The sequence below is a fragment of the Zunongwangia profunda SM-A87 genome (assembly GCF_000023465.1).
Classification (GTDB): domain Bacteria; phylum Bacteroidota; class Bacteroidia; order Flavobacteriales; family Flavobacteriaceae; genus Zunongwangia; species Zunongwangia profunda.
Genome location: NC_014041.1, coordinates 2,938,081 through 2,954,552, shown reverse-complemented (window position 1 = coordinate 2,954,552; position 16,472 = coordinate 2,938,081). Strand labels below are relative to the sequence as shown.

The window sequence follows — 16,472 nt, the reverse complement described above, 5'->3', positions numbered from 1 at the left end:
TTGATCTTAAATTTATTCTTGAACATTCCTAAAATATTTTTTACAGGTCTAATTTTATTATTTCGTATTCATTCATTTGGGCAGGAACCGCCTGAAAAATATCAAGGTACGTTTTATAAAATTGGTTTTAATTATGGCTTTGGAAGTGTGGACAACCCTATATTTTCTGATGGCGATTACTTTTATGAGTTTCAATTAAGAAAATTTCAAATTTATTATAAAATAAAAGAAGGTAATATTTTTGATTACGAATTTATATTTCAACCCGAAGTAAACACGGTTAAACATCAACTTACCAGTGATAGATATATTGTATCCAGGCATCACCCTTTAATTGAAAGAGTTGAAGAAATGCAATCCTTTAAAACTTTCAATGAATATATAATGAACTTTGGAGTGATTATTCGAAAGAATATAGGACTGAAATCAAGCCTTTATCTTTTAGCCAGTATTGGTCCTGGGTATTTTGAAAGAACTACAGAAAGAATGGAAGAAGGAATCGGTTTTTCTGATAATTTGGCTTTTGGTTTCAGCTATGATATAAAGCGATTTTTTATAGATACCAGATTAGGATATCGACATGTATCAAATGGAGATATTAATGCAGTCAATGATGGGTATGATGCTATGGTTATTGATTTAGGTATTGGTTTCTATTTATAAAGTAAGATTTTAATTTAAATTGTATATTTTACCTATTTTATAACGAGATATTAGCTATTAACATCAAAATAGTTTAAAACATCATTCCAGTTTTTAGCTCTTGAATGATTTTTGATTTTGATATTATGAAAAGCTTCAAATAACAATGTTTCTCCTTTAAAGGGATCTAAATTTTTAGGATGATCATCAATCATATAATCGGTATTGATGATATGCTTACTTCCGCATAAAATTATATTGCGCCAGTCTATAAATGGAAAATGTTTTTTAAGCCAGTTCCTTTTTTCAATTAAACTGTTTGGAAATTCCATCGCGGCCGATACTACGTAAACATCATATGTTTGTTGTAATTTTTTAACCGCTTCAACTGCGCCTTCCATCACCGGTACGGTTTCAAAAAAACCGGGCGTATTCGCGTATTTTTTTATGATCCCTTTTACCGGAAAAGCCTTAGATTCAGATTTACCTTTTAAATCTTCGTGAGTTAAAGATGTTAAATATTCTTTGTTAAACCAGCTAAGAAAATGTGCTTCTACATCAGCCATAACGCCATCCATATCGATGGCAATGGAGTCTTTTTTCATTTAAAATTTTTTAGTAATGTACGAAAGCTAAAATCTTCCTACAACACCTATTGTACCTGCACCCATCTGTAGATGCCAACTTATTTTTGTTTGTTCCCTTAATTCTGGATTATTTCGCATTAAGGTTTGCTGATCAAGGTATTTATCAACAGAATCGACCACTGCAATGGTAAGTGCCATGCTTAGGGCCACATCGGTTAACCAGTGGGCACCACGCCATAATCTGGAAACGGGAGAAACAATACCTCCCAGATATAAGCCAGCTTTTACCCAGGGATTTTCAAACTGTTTACTTAAAGCATAAAAAGTAGTAAACGATAAAATTGTATGCCCGGAAGGAAAAGAATGATAAGTTCCCTCTTTGGAAAATGGTTTAAAAGATAGTCGGCTCCTGCCATCACCTGGCCGCGCTCTTCCAGCGATATTTTTAGAAACGGTTTGTATTAATCCTGCAGCACTGGCTGCTGAAATCATCAATATCCCTGTTCGTCTAATTTTTGGATTTTTTGTGAGAAGTCCGGTTAGATAAATCGCTCCGGTTACACCGTAATTGTTTTGGGGACTACCGAAGTACCAACCAAATTCCTGTATTACTCCGGGTACATGTTCTTCCTGCCGACTAAAAAAACGATAGGCTTCTTCATCCATTAAATTTAAACCAGTAGCACCAATAGCAACACCCAAAAACAATCCTATATCGTCATCCTGCCATTGGAAAGGTCTTGAATAAGTATATTTTAAGCCGCCATACATCAGTTTGGCGTCACCTTTTAAGGTTTCCCAGGTGCTCGCCTCAGGATTATTAAATTCAGTATTAAAAACAGGATCTCCTTCCTGCGCTTGTATGGTAATAGTAGTTAAAATAAATGGTAAGCTGCAAACAACAAACTTTGAGATAAAGTTTTTCAACTTCATGCGTTTAAATTTTTATGCAAAGAAATAGGTTTTACCTAAAATAAACTTAGGATTAACTAAAAATTTACACTGAAAAATTTACTTTATTACCTCCGTATTCGAATATTGACAGAGTTAAATCGATTAAATTCCTTATACTGTTCTCTTTAAATTGAGAAAAATTATTAGCTTGCTAAGCAAATGAAGAATTAAATGACAAATTACAACGCGAAGGAAAATCGATATGACAAAATGAAATATCGCCGCTGTGGTAAAAGCGGGATTAACCTACCCATGATCTCGTTGGGGTTATGGCATAACTTTGGGGATGTAGACGATTTTGAAAAATCGAGGGCTATTTTAAGAACAGCCTTTGATAACGGAATTACCCATTTTGATCTGGCAAATAATTACGGACCTCCATATGGGACTGCTGAAAAAAACTTCGGGAAAATTTTTGCCGAAGATTTTAAAAAATACAGGGATGAGCTTATCATTTCGTCTAAAGCGGGCTATGATATGTGGCCTGGCCCTTATGGTAATTTTGGTTCCAGGAAATATTTAATAGCAAGTTTAGATCAGTCCCTGCAACGAATGGGATTGGATTATGTAGATGTTTTTTATCATCATCGTCCGGATCCCGAAACACCTTTAGAAGAAACAATGGGTGCTTTAGATCAAATTGTGCGCAGCGGTAAAGCCTTATATGTTGGGGTATCTAATTATCCTGCCGAAAGAACAGCGAAAGCTGCAGCTATTTTAAAAGAAATGGGAACTCCGTTTCTTATTCATCAGCCACGTTATAATATGATGGATCGTTGGGTGGAAAAAGACGGACTTTTAGATACGCTTGAACAAATTGGTGTTGGAAGCATTGTTTTTTCTCCATTGCAACAGGGGATCTTAACCGATAAATACCTTGATGGTATACCTGAAAATTCTCGAGCAGCACTAGATAGCGGACATCTACAGAAAAATCAAATTACCCCTGAAGTAGTGAAGCAGGTACAGGAGTTAAACAAAATTGCCAGGGACCGGAATCAAAGTTTAGCACAAATGGCGGTAGCCTGGTTGTTAAAAGACGAAAGAGTGACTTCGGTTTTGGTAGGCGTAAGTAAAGTAAAACAACTGGAAGATAATATAGCGGCTTTAGATCATCTGGAATTTTCTTCGGCAGAATTAGAAAAGATCGAAAGTATACTTCGAAAATAATTAAGATTAAAAACCTCGAATTGGTATTCGAGGTTTTTTATTTGATTGTCACTTATCTCAAACTTATTTTTTAGTTGAAGAATGGTTTTAATAAGCTAAAAGAGACTTTTAAAAAAGAGGTTTGAGAATAGCGAAAATCGGCTTTAAGTAATCACTAAATTAGGAATCACTTAGAGCCGATATATAAAAATGACTTTTTTAATCTCCGGTTCGATAATTAGTCGATCACCGCAATCGCACTAATCTCTACATTTACAAATTTTGGAAGATTAGCAACTTCAACTGTCTCTCTTGCTGGAGCAGTGTCTGCCCGAAAGTAAGTTCCGTAGATCTCATTGATCTTTCCAAAATTATTCATATCACTTATAAAAATCGATGTTTTTATCACGTTTTCAAAAGTGCAATTAGCTTCGGCAAGTATGGCTTTTAAATTTTCCATAACAAGTTTGGTTTCAGTTTCCAAATCGCCGGTTTCTAATTCGCCGCTAGACGGATTGATAGCAATTTGACCCGAAATAAATACCATATTTCCGGTTTTTACCGCCTGATTATAGGGTCCAATAGGAGCAGGGGCTTTATCGGTTTTAATTACTTCTTTTTTCATGATAAAATGTATTTGGTTTAGTTTCTTCCTATGGCTCTTGTTGGTTGTCTACGTTTGTCATATTTAATATCACTAAGCATAGAAGCTTTTATACCAATAAAGAAATTCCATGATCTACGTGCACTAAATGGTACCCAGCTAAAACTCATTCGCCAACTATCTAAATCTCTCTGAAACCTAAATTGCGTATAGGTAAAGCCGCGCTCCCTGATATCGAATCCTGAAGAAGCTCCAACGGCCCATTTTGGAGATAATTCAACATCTCCTGAAAACATAATGGAATGCGAAGTGATTTCGCTTTGCCTTCTTTGGTTGCTGTAGGTCATGGTATAGGACAGACGTATGTCCCAGGGTATTTTGTAGTTATACCATTCCTTATTTTTTTTATCCTCCTTACCTTCAAAAGGATCTTCATCCTCATAAAGATTGCCATCTAAGTCGGTGTTTTTTCCGAAAAGATCATCTTTACGTCCACCATTTCGGTACGATTCATTTTCAATCTCATCTTCATTTTCATTATCCTTATCCGAAAAATCCTTGCTGGAAAATGAATATCCAAAACTCACGTTCGCATTTGTAAGTCTAAATAAACTACCTCCATTAGCGATATTTAGTTTATCGATACGCTGGTTACTGTTATTAAGAGCATAAGGATCCAGGTTACCGGTAAAATTGATATCCAGTTTGTTTTGAATAATTGGGATACCACCACGAACCGAAATAGGGGCCAGCTTAACCGAATCGGCTGCGAGATTATAAGAGGTACTTAAGCTAAAATTGTTTAATAGTTTAATTTTTTTCGGCTCGGTAGCGGTACTGTCTTTATCCCTTACTTTAGCCTCTAAAGTGTTGCTTATACTTAAACCTATAGAGCTGGAATAATTTTGATTTGGCGCGCCATATAGCGTTCCTGTAAAGCGCGAATATTCTACTAGTTCAGTAACGCCGTCTGTTAAGGAAGTACGCTCGTAGGTATCGTAATACTGATCGAATGCGGGATTAATTCCATAACTTATGGAAGGTCGCATTACATGGCGAATAGCCTGTATTTTACTGTCTTTGCTAAAATCTTTACGACCATATAGCGTAGTACCTATGCTCGTATTAAAGTTGTAAGTACGGTAAGCATCAAAACCACTTATAGTGTCTGTGACAACCGCATTAGTTGCCTGATCAAAAGATTTTTCATAGGTTTTAAATACCCAGTTTTCTTCAAAATTAGTACTTGCGCTTACACTGAAATATTTCAGGATCTTAAAGTTTGTGGCAAGCGGGATGCTATGCTGTGCGCCCAGTATGGCATCTTGAAACATTTCGGGCTGAAAGAAAAGTTCATCTGTAGTTTTAAACCTGTTTTCTGCCCGCAAATTATACTGAAGGTTGATATTTTGAATGATCCCTCTCTTAGAACCTCCTGCTGGAGCAAATGGATAAATCCTGTCTATACTGGCCTGTAATGTAGGCAGCGTCATATTGATTTCGCCGGTGTTGGTATTCTGGCTATGGGTGGCGGTAAGACTAAAGTTTATGCCTGGAGTAGTCTCAAATGTTTTGCTATATGATACTGAAGAACTAAGCGTATTATTTAAAAAGTTTGCGGTGTTGCTCTGGTTTACAGACTGTTGATAGTAATTACTACTTCCCAGGTTTACTGAAGCCGAAAATCTTGAAGATGGGCTGGCCTTTGAATCCTGGCTATGGGACCATCTAATATTGTATACCGAACTTTCTGAAAAATCTGGAAAACCCCTTTCGCTGTTATATTGCCTTTCGTATCTAAAGCTAAAATTTCCTCTAAACTTATATCTTTTGGTATAACTGGATTCTAAACGCATGGCATAACTACCATTAGTGTAGTAATCCCCCACAGCCAAAAGATCTGCATAATCGCTTAATGCAAAATAATATCCACCGTTTTGTAAAAAATAACCCTGTTGGCTATCCCCAAAAGACGGTATGATAAAACCGGAAGTACGTTCCTCAGTAAGCGGAAAATATCCAAAAGGCAAACCAAGAGGTGTAGGAATATCTGCGATATACATATTTACCAGTCCAGAGACAATCTTCTTATCCGGAACAAATTTAATCTTCCTGGCATAAAAGTAATATTCAGGATCATCTACATTTTCTGAAGTTGTAAAACGCACATTCTTCATAAAATAAACCGAGTCGTTTTCCCGCTTCGTTACCTGTCCCTTCACATTAAAAGAAGCTTCCTGTGTCCTGGAGTTATATACCAGTGCCCGTTCTGTATCAAAATTAAAGCGGATAGAATCGGGTTCTACTGTTTTACCACCTTGTGTAAAAACGGGAGTTTGGGTATACGTGCCGGTAGAATCGGTGATACCATAAGCATAGACTTCATTTCTTTCATTGTCGATTATTATATAACCGGCATCAATGGTCATATCCTGATAAATAACCTGAGCTTCGTTATACAGGTACATTTTTTTCTCGCGATTGCTAAGACGCATATAATCTGTTGCCTTATAGGTAACAACATCGGTAATCATGCGATTTTGGCGGGGCTGCTTTAAAGTATCTCTTTCAAAAAGGCCAAGAATACTATCCTGGGTTCTAACCATCTCGGCCAATGGTAAATTACTCACCATTACGAGTGAATCTTTTTTAAGATCTATTCTAATACTTTGATTTTGTTCTAGTTCCTGAGCCTGTAAAAACATACCAGAGAACAATAGAAAAATACAGCAAAAAAGTATATTAGGTATATTTGTTCGCAATGCTTTAAGTACTATTTTTGTAAAGAATGGCTTACTTTTTGAGTTTCCAAAATTACATATATTTTTTTAGCTAACTTTTGTGATTGCGCGAAAATAGTAATTAAAATATTCACCCAAGAATTAGCGTTACTTATTTATGAGAACGAATGTACTTTATCTTTTAGTATTATCTTTTTTTTTAGTTTTTAATCAGCAACTTTTTGCTGCAGAAAAACCTGTGCCTACAGATCCATTTGTAGTTGTATTAGACGCGGGGCATGGCGGTAAGGATCCCGGGAATGTTGGAAACGGATACCGGGAAAAAGACATTGCCTTAAGTATAGTTTTAAAAGTAGGAAAAGAACTGGAGCGTAGAGGTATAAAAGTAGTCTATACCAGAAATACAGATGTTTTTATTCCTTTAATGGAACGTGGCCAGATCGCAAATGATGCCGAAGCCGATTTGTTTGTTTCTGTACATTGTAATTCGCATAGTTCTCAGGCTTCTGGGACCGAAACTTTTGTATTGGGTCTTAATAGAAATGAAACCAATTTTGAGGTTGCCAAACGGGAAAATTCGGTAATCTATATGGAAGAGGATTATAAAGTAACCTATAATGGTTTTGATCCTAATTCTCCCGAATCTTTTATAGGGATGACTTTAATGCAGGAGGAATATCTTAACCAGAGTATTCTCTTAGCCGATTTGATTCAGAAAAAATTTACTAACGATCTTCAGCGTAAAAACAGAGGGGTAAAAGAAGGTGCCCTAATTGTATTGCACCAAACGTATATGCCCAGCGTTTTGGTTGAAGTTGGTTTCTTAACCAATGATAGTGAAGGAGCGTTTTTAAATAGTGTTGCCGGACAAAATAAAATGGCAAATGCTATTGTAGATGGAATTTTAGGTTATGGTAACCAAATTAATTTATCTGCGATAGAAAGTATAAACCAGTCTCATCCAAAAGTACCAAAATCGGCTTCAGGCGTAAGTATAGACGGTAAACCAGCAGATTATTACGAAGGAATAATATTTAGTGTTCAGCTCGCGGCAGGCGCTAAAAAACTAGAAACGAAATCCTATAATTTTAAGGGACTTAATGACGTTTTTAGAAAAAAAGAAGGAAAACTCTATAAATATTATCTTGGTGAGACTTCCAGTTATTTGGATATTCAGAAAGTTCATCAAAAAGCAATAAATAAGGGCTACCGCAATAGTTATATCGTAGCCTTTAAAAATGGAGAGAAGATTACAGTTAATGAGGCGTTAAAAACTAATCTCAATTAGAGGACTTTCCTATATTTATCCCTAAATTTGTTTGCATAAATAAAATTACTAGCTTTTGAAAATTTCTAATGAGGTTAAAACCGCTATCCTTGCTATAGTCGCTATTGTACTATTAATTTTTGGATATAGCTTTCTAAAAGGTAAGAACTTACTTGATTCCAGTCGAACATTTTACGCTGTTTACGACGAGGTTGAAGGATTATCACCATCATCTGCGGTTACCATAAATGGTTTAAAAGTAGGTCAGGTTACAGATATTAATTTCCTAAATAAACAAGGACAACTATTAGTGACGTTTACGGTGGAAAAAGATTTCAATTTTTCTAAAAACAGTACGGCCCAGGTTTATGGAGGAGGAATTATTGGTGGAAAATCTTTAGCCATTGTACCGGAATATGAATCGGGGAGTATAGCAAAATCGGGAGATACCCTTCAGAGTAATGTTGAAGAAGGCATTATGGAACTGGTGAATGAAAGACTTACGCCACTTCAGCAGAAATTAGAGCGTACCGTAGTAAGTGCAGATTCCCTGTTAACGTCGATCAATGACCTTTTAAATGATAGTACGACCTATAATATCAATAATACATTTAAAAACCTGAATCAAACCATGCGCTCTTTAAAGAGTACAAGTGGAGCTTTAGAAGGTATAGTACAGGGAAATGCTGAAAATTTAAATCAGACTTTTGATAACCTTAATACAATGTCTGGTAACTTTAAAACAGTTTCAGATTCTTTAAAAGCTATAAATCTTGGTCAAATTACTGATGATTTAGAAACTGTAGTAGCCGACTTTAGAGGAATTGCGGATAATTTGAATAATGGTGAAGGAACAGCAGGAAAGCTGCTTAATGATGATAAAGTGTACAATAATTTAGATCGCGCTACCAAACAACTGGAAGAATTACTTCAGGATATAAAACTAAACCCAAAACGTTATGTTCATTTTTCTGTTTTTGGGAAAAATCCCGGGCCTTACGACGAGCCTAAGGATTCTTTAAAATAACCGCGGTATGCAAATCGTAGCACAGATTTTATTTTTAATAGCTCTAGTCTTTGGTATAGCCTTTTTTGCAAGGAATATTAAAAGAATGCTCAGAAATATAAAACTGGGCAAGACCATCGACCGGTCAGATCACTCTTCAGAGCGTTGGTCCAAAACTTTAAGAATTGCTTTTGGACAGAGCAAAATGGTTAAAAAACCAGTTTCCGGTTTTTTACATGTAATTGTTTATCTGGGCTTTATTATAATCAATATAGAAGTTTTAGAGATTATTATTGATGGTCTTTTTGGTACTCACCGTATACTTTCTTTTATGGGAAGTTTCTATAACGTTCTCATAGGGATTTTTGAGGTTTTAGCATTGCTAGTACTTGTAGGGGTGATAATTTTCTGGATTCGAAGAAATGTTCTTAATATTTATCGGTTTTTGAGTAGGGAACTAAAAGGCTGGCCTAAAAATGATGCTAATTACATTCTTTATTTTGAAATGGTACTGATGAGCCTTTTTTTGATCATGAATGCGACTGACTATCAGCTTCAGATAAATGGAGCGGCCCATTACGCGCATGAAAGCGGAATTATTGGAGGTTTTCCTATAAGTCAGTTTATCGCTCCATTGTTCGAAAGTTTATCCAACAGTACTTTAATTATTATTGAAAGAGCGGCTTGGTGGTTACACATACTGGGAATTTTATTTTTTCTGAATTACTTATATTATTCAAAACATCTTCATATTCTTTTAGCCTTTCCTAATGTGTATTTCTCTAAACTAAAACCAAAAGGAGAAATGGATAATCTGGAAGCTGTTAAAAAAGAAGTTGCTCTGATGATGGATCCCAATGCAGATCCTTTTGCGGCGCCTGCGGAAGGTGAGGAAGAAGGGGAACCGGAGAAATTCGGAGCTTCAGATGTAATGGATCTAAATCAGGTACAACTACTAAATTCGTATACCTGTACCGAGTGTGGGCGCTGTACCGCAGAATGTCCTGCTAATCAAACCGGTAAAAAATTGTCTCCACGAAAGATCATGATGGATACCAGAGACCGTTTGGAAGAAGTTGGAGAGATTATTAATAAAAACGGCAAATTTGAAGATGATGGCAAGCAATTGCTGGATGATTATATCTTAAGGGAAGAGCTTTGGGCATGTACAACATGTAATGCCTGTGTAGAAGCCTGCCCAGTAGGTATCGATCCGCTTTCTATTATTTTAGATATGCGTAGATACCTGGTAATGGAGCAAAGTGCCGCTCCTAACGAGTTAGCTACATCGTTAACCAATATTGAAAACAATGGCGCTCCCTGGCCTTATAATCAAATGGATCGATTAAATTGGGCTAAAGAAAATTAATTGAAATTATAGAATTTTAGGACTATGGCAGAAGCGATTAAAGTGCCAACCATGGCAGAATATATGGCTGAAGGTAAAAAACCTGAAGTACTGTTTTGGGTTGGCTGTGCAGGAAGTTTTGACGATCGTGCCAAAAAAATAACTAAAGCCTTTGTAAAACTTTTGCACGAGGCAGGGGTTGATTTTGCAGTATTGGGGACAGAAGAAAGCTGTACCGGTGATCCTGCAAAACGTGCCGGGAACGAGTTTTTATTCCAGATGCAGGCAGCGACGAATATCGAGGTCTTAAATGGCTATGAAATTGAAAAAGTAGTTACCGCATGCCCTCACTGCTTTAATACCATTAAAAACGAATATCCTTCCCTGGGTGGCAATTACCAGGTAATGCACCATACGCAATTCCTTAAATCCTTGCTTAACGAAGGGCGATTAAAGGTTGAAGGCGGTAAATTTAAAGGGAAACGTATTACTTTTCATGATCCCTGTTATTTAGGAAGGGCGAATGGAGAGTATGAAGCTCCTCGTGATCTTCTTAAAAAACTGGAAGTTGAACTCATCGAAATGCGTAAGTGCAAAAGCAACGGATTATGTTGTGGTGCAGGGGGTGCACAAATGTTTAAAGAGCCGGAACCTGGCGATAAAGACGTTAATGTTGCCCGAACCGAGCAGGCGATGGAAACCAAGCCTGAAGTAATCGCTGCAGGTTGTCCTTTTTGCAATACGATGATGACAGATGGAGTTAAAAGTAAAGAAAAAGAAGACAGTGTAGCGGTTATGGATGTTGCCGAAATGATTGCAACCGCCAAAGACCTGTAATTGAAATACTTAAAAATAAATTCCTTTAAAGCTATTTTTTTGAAATCTGGCAGCTTTTTTGCGACTATTCTTAAAAGATTTAGCTAAAAAAATAAAATTACCACCACATTATGTTAGTACCCTTTGAGTCCTTACCAGAAGATTCCCGTGTTTGGATTTATCAGTCCAATCGCTCTTTTACAGATGAAGAGCTAGTGGAGATCAAACAAAAATTAGATGAATTTTTAACGCAATGGACGGTACACGGTTCCAACCTTAAGGCCGGTTACGATATTAAATATAAACGATTTATTACCATTGCTTTGGATCAGGAAGTTAATGCAGCTTCAGGATGTTCAATTGATGCTTCAGTTAGATTTATTCAAAGCCTTGAGCAACAATATAATGTTGATTTATTAGACAAGATGAACGTGTCTTTTAAACAGGGTGAATTTGTGGCCTACAAAACACTAACCGACTTTAGGAAAATGGCAAAAAATAAGTCGGTTTCCCCTAATACCATTGTCTTTAATAATCTCGTAAATAATAAAGCTGAGTATCTTTCAGATTGGGAAGTTCCTGCATCAGATAGTTGGCATAAGCGATTTATGAGCTAATGATGTTAAGAACCATTTTCAGGTTATTCTTACCAACATTTTTATTTCTCTTTGTTTTTAGAGTATCTGCGCAAAACGGAAACACTCCTGATCCGTTATTGACTAAAGATAGTTTAGCGCAAAAAAGATGGGTAGAAAGTGTCTATTCCGGTTTTTCTCTTGAAGAAAAATTAGGGCAATTATTTATGGTAGATGTTTTTTCGAATGGAAGTGAAGCCGGTATTCAAAAAGTACGGGATCTCATTAAGCAAAATCATATTGGTGGAGTGATTTTCTCAAAAGGAGGCCCTGGTAGAGAGGCCAGGATAACTAATGAATTTCAGGAAATAAGTAAAACGCCTCTCCTGGTAGGTATGGATGCTGAATGGGGACTGGCCATGCGCCTGGATTCCACTTTTGCCCTTCCCTGGAATATGACTTTAGGCGCTATTCAGAATAATAAATTAATTGAAGAAGCCGGTGCAGCCATTTCCAGGCACACCAAAAGACTTGGTATTCATATTAATTTTGCTCCGGTAGTCGATATTAATACCAATCCGCTTAATCCCATCATCGGCAATCGTTCCTTTGGGGAAAACAAAATAAACGTTACAGAAAAAGCGCTGGCATTTATGCGCGGGATGCATCGGGAAGGTATATTATCAAGCGCAAAACATTTTCCAGGTCACGGTGATACCGATCAGGATTCCCATAAAACCTTACCATCGGTAAATTTTCCCAAAGAACGCATTGAAGGGATAGAATTATATCCTTATCGAGAGTTGATTAAGGACAGTCTTAGCAGTGTGATGGTAGCCCATTTAAATGTGCCAGCATTGGGTACTCAGGAAGGAAGGCCTACTTCGCTTTCCAAAAAAGTAGTAACCGAAATGCTTCGCGAAAATCTACAATTTAAAGGTTTGATTTTTACCGATGCTTTGAATATGCGTGGTGCTTCCAACTATGATGAACCGGGAGAAATTGATTTAGCTGCTTTTAAGGCTGGCAACGATATTTTATTAATTTCTGAAAATGTTCCTAAATCTATAGAAAAACTGAAATCGGCTTATCTCTCAGGTGAAATAACCGAAGATCGTTTGGCGCATTCCGTAAAAAAAATCTTAAAGGCTAAATATAAAGCTGGCTTAAACCATTATAAGTCGGTTGATGAACATTTCCTTTATGAAGAACTCAATAGCGTTCGGGATGATGCTTTATATGAGAAATTAATGGAAAATGCCATGACTTTAATTAGAAATAATAAAGGAATGGTTCCTATTAAACATCTGGATAAGCAGAAAATAGCTTATGTTCAATTAGGAGATGACGACGGTACGGCTTTTCTTCAGCAATTAAAAAAATACACGAAAGTAGATCATATTTCTGCAGAAAAATTACCCGATCTTTTATACAAGCTTAAGGATTATAACTATGTAATTGTTGGTTTCCATAAGAGTAATGAGAATCCGTGGAAATCATATCGATTTAGTAGTAAAGATTTGTTGTGGTTGCATGAAATTGCGAGAGAAAACAATACATTATTGTCAGTTTTCACAAGTCCATATTCTCTTCTGGACATTCACAGTACGACGAATCTGCAAAGTATTTTGGTGGCCTATCAAAATAGTGAAGTAGCTCAGGAAAAAGCAGCACAGGTAATTTTTGGAGCTATAGGAGCCAAAGGAAAATTACCGGTAAGCACCGGAATTGAATTCCCGGAAGGTACCGGTTATGATACAAGAGCGATTGAACGTTTAAGCTACGGTGTTCCCGAAACGGTAGGAATGAATTCTTTTAAATTAAAAAAGATTGATTCTATCGTTAATTATGCTATCGCCAAAAAAATGACTCCTGGCGCGCAGGTTTTAGTAGCTAGGAAAGGTAAGGTTATTTATAGTAAAAATTTCGGATTTTATACTTACGAGCATATCAAACCGGTATCAGACACTTCTGTTTATGATTTGGCATCATTAACTAAGATTTTAGCAACGCTTCCATTGGTTATGGAACAGGTGGAAAAAGGAATCATTGATTTCGATACGACCCTGGGCGAGATGATGCCTATTTTTAGAGGCACCAATAAGGAAAACATAAGATTGCAGGATATGCTAATGCATTATGCGCGCTTAAAAGCATGGATTCCATTTTACGTACCAACGATAGATGCCGTAACCAAAAGACCGTCTACATTATATTATCATGAAACTGCAGACGATCGTTTTAATACTCAGGTAGCTGATCACATGTTTATAAGGGAAGACATGCAGGATACCATTGTCGATATTATTGCCAAAAGTGATTTAAACCGAAAACAGGAATATAAGTATAGTGATTTACCTTTTTATATCCTTAAATATTATTTAGAGGGCTATTATAAAACCAATCTTAACAATTTAACCCAAGACAGGTTTTATAACTCTTTAGGAGCTAATTACACGGGATATTTACCGCTTACCAGGTTTCCTTTGGATGAAATAATCCCTACCGAAAATGATAAATTATGGCGCGGCCAACTGGTACACGGCTATGTTCATGATCAGGGTGCGGCTATGCAGGGTGGTATTGGCGGTCATGCAGGGTTATTTAGTAATGCCAATGATGTTGCTAAAATTATGCAAACCTATTTACAGGGGGGATCCTACGGTGGTGAAAAGTATCTAAAACCTGGTACCATTGAAAAATTTAATACTTGTTATTATTGCAAAGAAAATGTAAGGCGTGGGGTAGGTTTCGACAAACCACAAATTAGAGGCGGTGGCCCTGCCTGTTCCTGTGTTTCAAAAAGTAGCTTTGGGCATAGTGGATTTACCGGAACATTTGCGTGGGCAGATCCCGAAGAAGAATTGGTTTATATATTTTTATCGAATAGGGTTTACCCCGATTCTACAAACAGAAAACTGATTTATGAAGATATTCGAACCAAAATTCAGCAGGTTATTTATGATGCTATCGATTATTAAGGAAAACTGCCCAAAATTGATTAAATTGAATCGGATATCACCGGTTTTAAAAACGCATTAATGAGAATAGCAATTGTTTGTTATCCCACCTTTGGTGGTAGTGGAGTAGTAGCTACAGAGCTTGGTTTAGCACTTTCCAGAAGAGGTCATGAAGTTCATTTTATAACTTATAAACAGCCGGTAAGACTAGATCAACTTTCCAGCAGTGTTAAATTTCATGAAGTTCATGTACCAAAATATCCACTTTTTCATTATCAGCCATACGAGCTTGCCTTAAGCAGTAAACTGGTAAATATGGTTAAATTACATGATATAGAAGTGCTACATGTGCACTATGCAATTCCACATGCCTACGCTGGTTATATGGCTAAAAAGATGCTGGAAGAACAAGGGATAAATATCCCCATGGTAACTACGTTACATGGTACAGATATCACTTTGGTAGGAAATCATCCTTTTTATAAGCCTGCAGTTACCTTTAGTATAAATGCAAGCGATATGGTAACCTCGGTCTCTGAAAGTTTAAAACAGGATACTCTGGATCTTTTTGAAATTAAAAAAGACATTAAGGTGATTCCCAATTTTATAGATGTATCTAAGTATCAGCAGAAAGCCTTTACGGATTGCCAACGTGAAATGATGGCCGAAGGTGATGAAAAAATTATTACACACATCAGCAATTTCAGGAAAGTAAAAAGGATACAGGATACGGTTAAGGTTTTCTATGAGATCCAGAAGAAAATAAAATCCCGATTAATGATGGTAGGGGAAGGACCAGAAAAAGAAAAAGCAGAAGCGCTGGCAGAAGAGCTTGGTATTCAGGATAAAGTAATGTTTTTAGGACAAAGTCATGAAATTGATAAGATTCTCTGTTTTTCTGACTTATTTTTACTGACTTCAAAAAGAGAGAGTTTTGGACTGGCTGCATTGGAGGCGATGATCAATAGTGTACCGGTAATCTCTACAAATACCGGTGGATTACCCGAGGTAAATGAACAGGGCGTTTCGGGATATTTATGTGATGTGGGGGACGTTAAAGAGATGGCTAAAAAAGCAATTTCAATTTTAAGTGATCATAACACGTTACGAACCTTTAAACAAAATGCCTATAAGGTGGCGGCGAGGTTCGATATTAACCAAATTGTCCCGATGTACGAAGATTTATACACAGAACTTTTAGAAGAGAGCATTAAAAAAGTGGAAAATTAATTTCCACTTTTTTATTTAAATATTCTTTAGATTTAAAACTGGTATCTTAATCCAATTGCAAAATCTGGTGAAAAATCATCGATAGCTCCGTAATCATCATGAAAGCCTAATTCAGGTCTAAGATCTAGAGACAATACCAAAGGGATATCAAAATTATACTCAATACCTATATCTCCTGCCAATAAAAGGTAAGCACCATCATTGTAGTAAGGCTCAAAACGGTCATCATCTAAATTTGCGATACCTGCACCGGCACCAACAAACCAGTTAAATCCTCCTTCTATATTCCATACCCACTGATACAAACCAACAAGTTTTACAATATCATAGTGTTTATGGTTTCTCCATCCTAAGTCGAATTCTAAGCGATTGTTATTGCTTCCTACAGCTCTTTGATAAGAAATTTCAGGTCCAAAACCATCATTACCACCAATTCGTAGCCCTAAAGCATTATCAGCAATTTCCTGTGCATTTACATTCGTAAATAAAGCAGATCCTAAAGCGACCATTGCAATTACTAAAAACTTCTTCATATTTTAATTTTATTGATTTAAGGGCAAATTTAGTTTTTGAACTTATTTTTAAAAGCTTCC

The 16,472-nt window shown here is 36.5% G+C and carries 14 protein-coding genes; 9 read left to right on the top strand and 5 right to left on the bottom strand.

What is annotated here, in order from left to right; genetic code table 11:
• The first annotated feature begins 18 nt into the window (after positions 1–18).
• Complete coding sequence (locus tag ZPR_RS13040) at positions 19–663, top strand: acyloxyacyl hydrolase (protein ID WP_013072168.1); 645 nt, start codon at positions 19–21, stop codon at positions 661–663.
• Positions 664–713: 50 nt separating this feature from the next.
• On the opposite strand, the gene ZPR_RS13035 is transcribed toward ZPR_RS13040, so the two are convergent.
• Both ZPR_RS13035 and ZPR_RS13030 read right to left on the bottom strand, forming a co-directional pair.
• Positions 714–1,247: a 5' nucleotidase, NT5C type gene (locus ZPR_RS13035; RefSeq protein WP_013072167.1), complete on the bottom strand. Its 534-nt coding sequence runs from the start codon at positions 1,245–1,247 to the stop codon at positions 714–716.
• Between the two features lie 27 nt (positions 1,248–1,274).
• Complete coding sequence (locus tag ZPR_RS13030) at positions 1,275–2,162, bottom strand: phosphatase PAP2 family protein (RefSeq protein ID WP_013072166.1); 888 nt, start codon at positions 2,160–2,162, stop codon at positions 1,275–1,277.
• A gap of 192 nt (positions 2,163–2,354) precedes the next feature.
• Here ZPR_RS13030 and mgrA point away from each other — a divergent pair, with 192 nt between their 5' ends.
• Complete coding sequence (mgrA, locus tag ZPR_RS13025) at positions 2,355–3,353, top strand: L-glyceraldehyde 3-phosphate reductase (protein WP_041578915.1); 999 nt, start codon at positions 2,355–2,357, stop codon at positions 3,351–3,353.
• Positions 3,354–3,570: 217 nt separating this feature from the next.
• On the opposite strand, the gene ZPR_RS13020 is transcribed toward mgrA, so the two are convergent.
• Both ZPR_RS13020 and ZPR_RS13015 read right to left on the bottom strand, forming a co-directional pair.
• Positions 3,571–3,957, bottom strand: a complete 387-nt coding sequence (locus ZPR_RS13020) for a RidA family protein (RefSeq protein ID WP_013072164.1) — start codon at positions 3,955–3,957, stop codon at positions 3,571–3,573.
• Between the two features lie 17 nt (positions 3,958–3,974).
• Complete coding sequence (locus ZPR_RS13015) at positions 3,975–6,641, bottom strand: putative LPS assembly protein LptD (protein WP_013072163.1); 2,667 nt, start codon at positions 6,639–6,641, stop codon at positions 3,975–3,977.
• 193 nt (positions 6,642–6,834) lie between these two features.
• Here ZPR_RS13015 and ZPR_RS13010 point away from each other — a divergent pair, with 193 nt between their 5' ends.
• The 7 genes from ZPR_RS13010 to bshA all read left to right on the top strand — a co-directional run bounded on the left by ZPR_RS13010 (position 6,835) and on the right by bshA (position 15,879).
• Positions 6,835–7,965 carry an N-acetylmuramoyl-L-alanine amidase family protein gene (locus ZPR_RS13010; RefSeq protein WP_013072161.1) on the top strand — a complete coding sequence of 377 codons (1,131 nt, stop codon included), beginning with the start codon at positions 6,835–6,837 and terminating at the stop codon, positions 7,963–7,965.
• Between the two features lie 55 nt (positions 7,966–8,020).
• Positions 8,021–8,971 carry an MlaD family protein gene (locus tag ZPR_RS13005; protein WP_013072160.1) on the top strand — a complete coding sequence of 317 codons (951 nt, stop codon included), beginning with the start codon at positions 8,021–8,023 and terminating at the stop codon, positions 8,969–8,971.
• A 7-nt stretch (positions 8,972–8,978) separates the two neighbouring features.
• On the top strand, positions 8,979–10,319 hold the full coding sequence (locus ZPR_RS13000; protein WP_013072159.1) for a 4Fe-4S dicluster domain-containing protein: 1,341 nt from the start codon (positions 8,979–8,981) through the stop codon (positions 10,317–10,319).
• 24 nt (positions 10,320–10,343) lie between these two features.
• A complete protein-coding gene (locus tag ZPR_RS12995; RefSeq protein WP_013072158.1) occupies positions 10,344–11,135 on the top strand; it encodes a (Fe-S)-binding protein in 792 nt (263 codons plus the stop codon).
• Positions 11,136–11,245: 110 nt separating this feature from the next.
• Positions 11,246–11,731, top strand: coding sequence for a hypothetical protein (locus ZPR_RS12990; RefSeq protein ID WP_013072157.1), 486 nt, complete (start codon positions 11,246–11,248; stop codon positions 11,729–11,731).
• 2 nt (positions 11,732–11,733) lie between these two features.
• Entirely contained in the window at positions 11,734–14,670 is a 2,937-nt protein-coding gene (locus tag ZPR_RS12985; protein WP_013072156.1) for a serine hydrolase domain-containing protein, read from the top strand.
• 60 nt (positions 14,671–14,730) lie between these two features.
• Positions 14,731–15,879, top strand: a complete 1,149-nt coding sequence (bshA, locus tag ZPR_RS12980) for an N-acetyl-alpha-D-glucosaminyl L-malate synthase BshA (protein ID WP_013072155.1) — start codon at positions 14,731–14,733, stop codon at positions 15,877–15,879.
• Between the two features lie 32 nt (positions 15,880–15,911).
• Here bshA and ZPR_RS12975 read toward each other — a convergent pair whose 3' ends face one another.
• Positions 15,912–16,412: a hypothetical protein gene (locus ZPR_RS12975; protein WP_013072154.1), complete on the bottom strand. Its 501-nt coding sequence runs from the start codon at positions 16,410–16,412 to the stop codon at positions 15,912–15,914.
• Positions 16,413–16,472 lie beyond the last annotated feature (60 nt).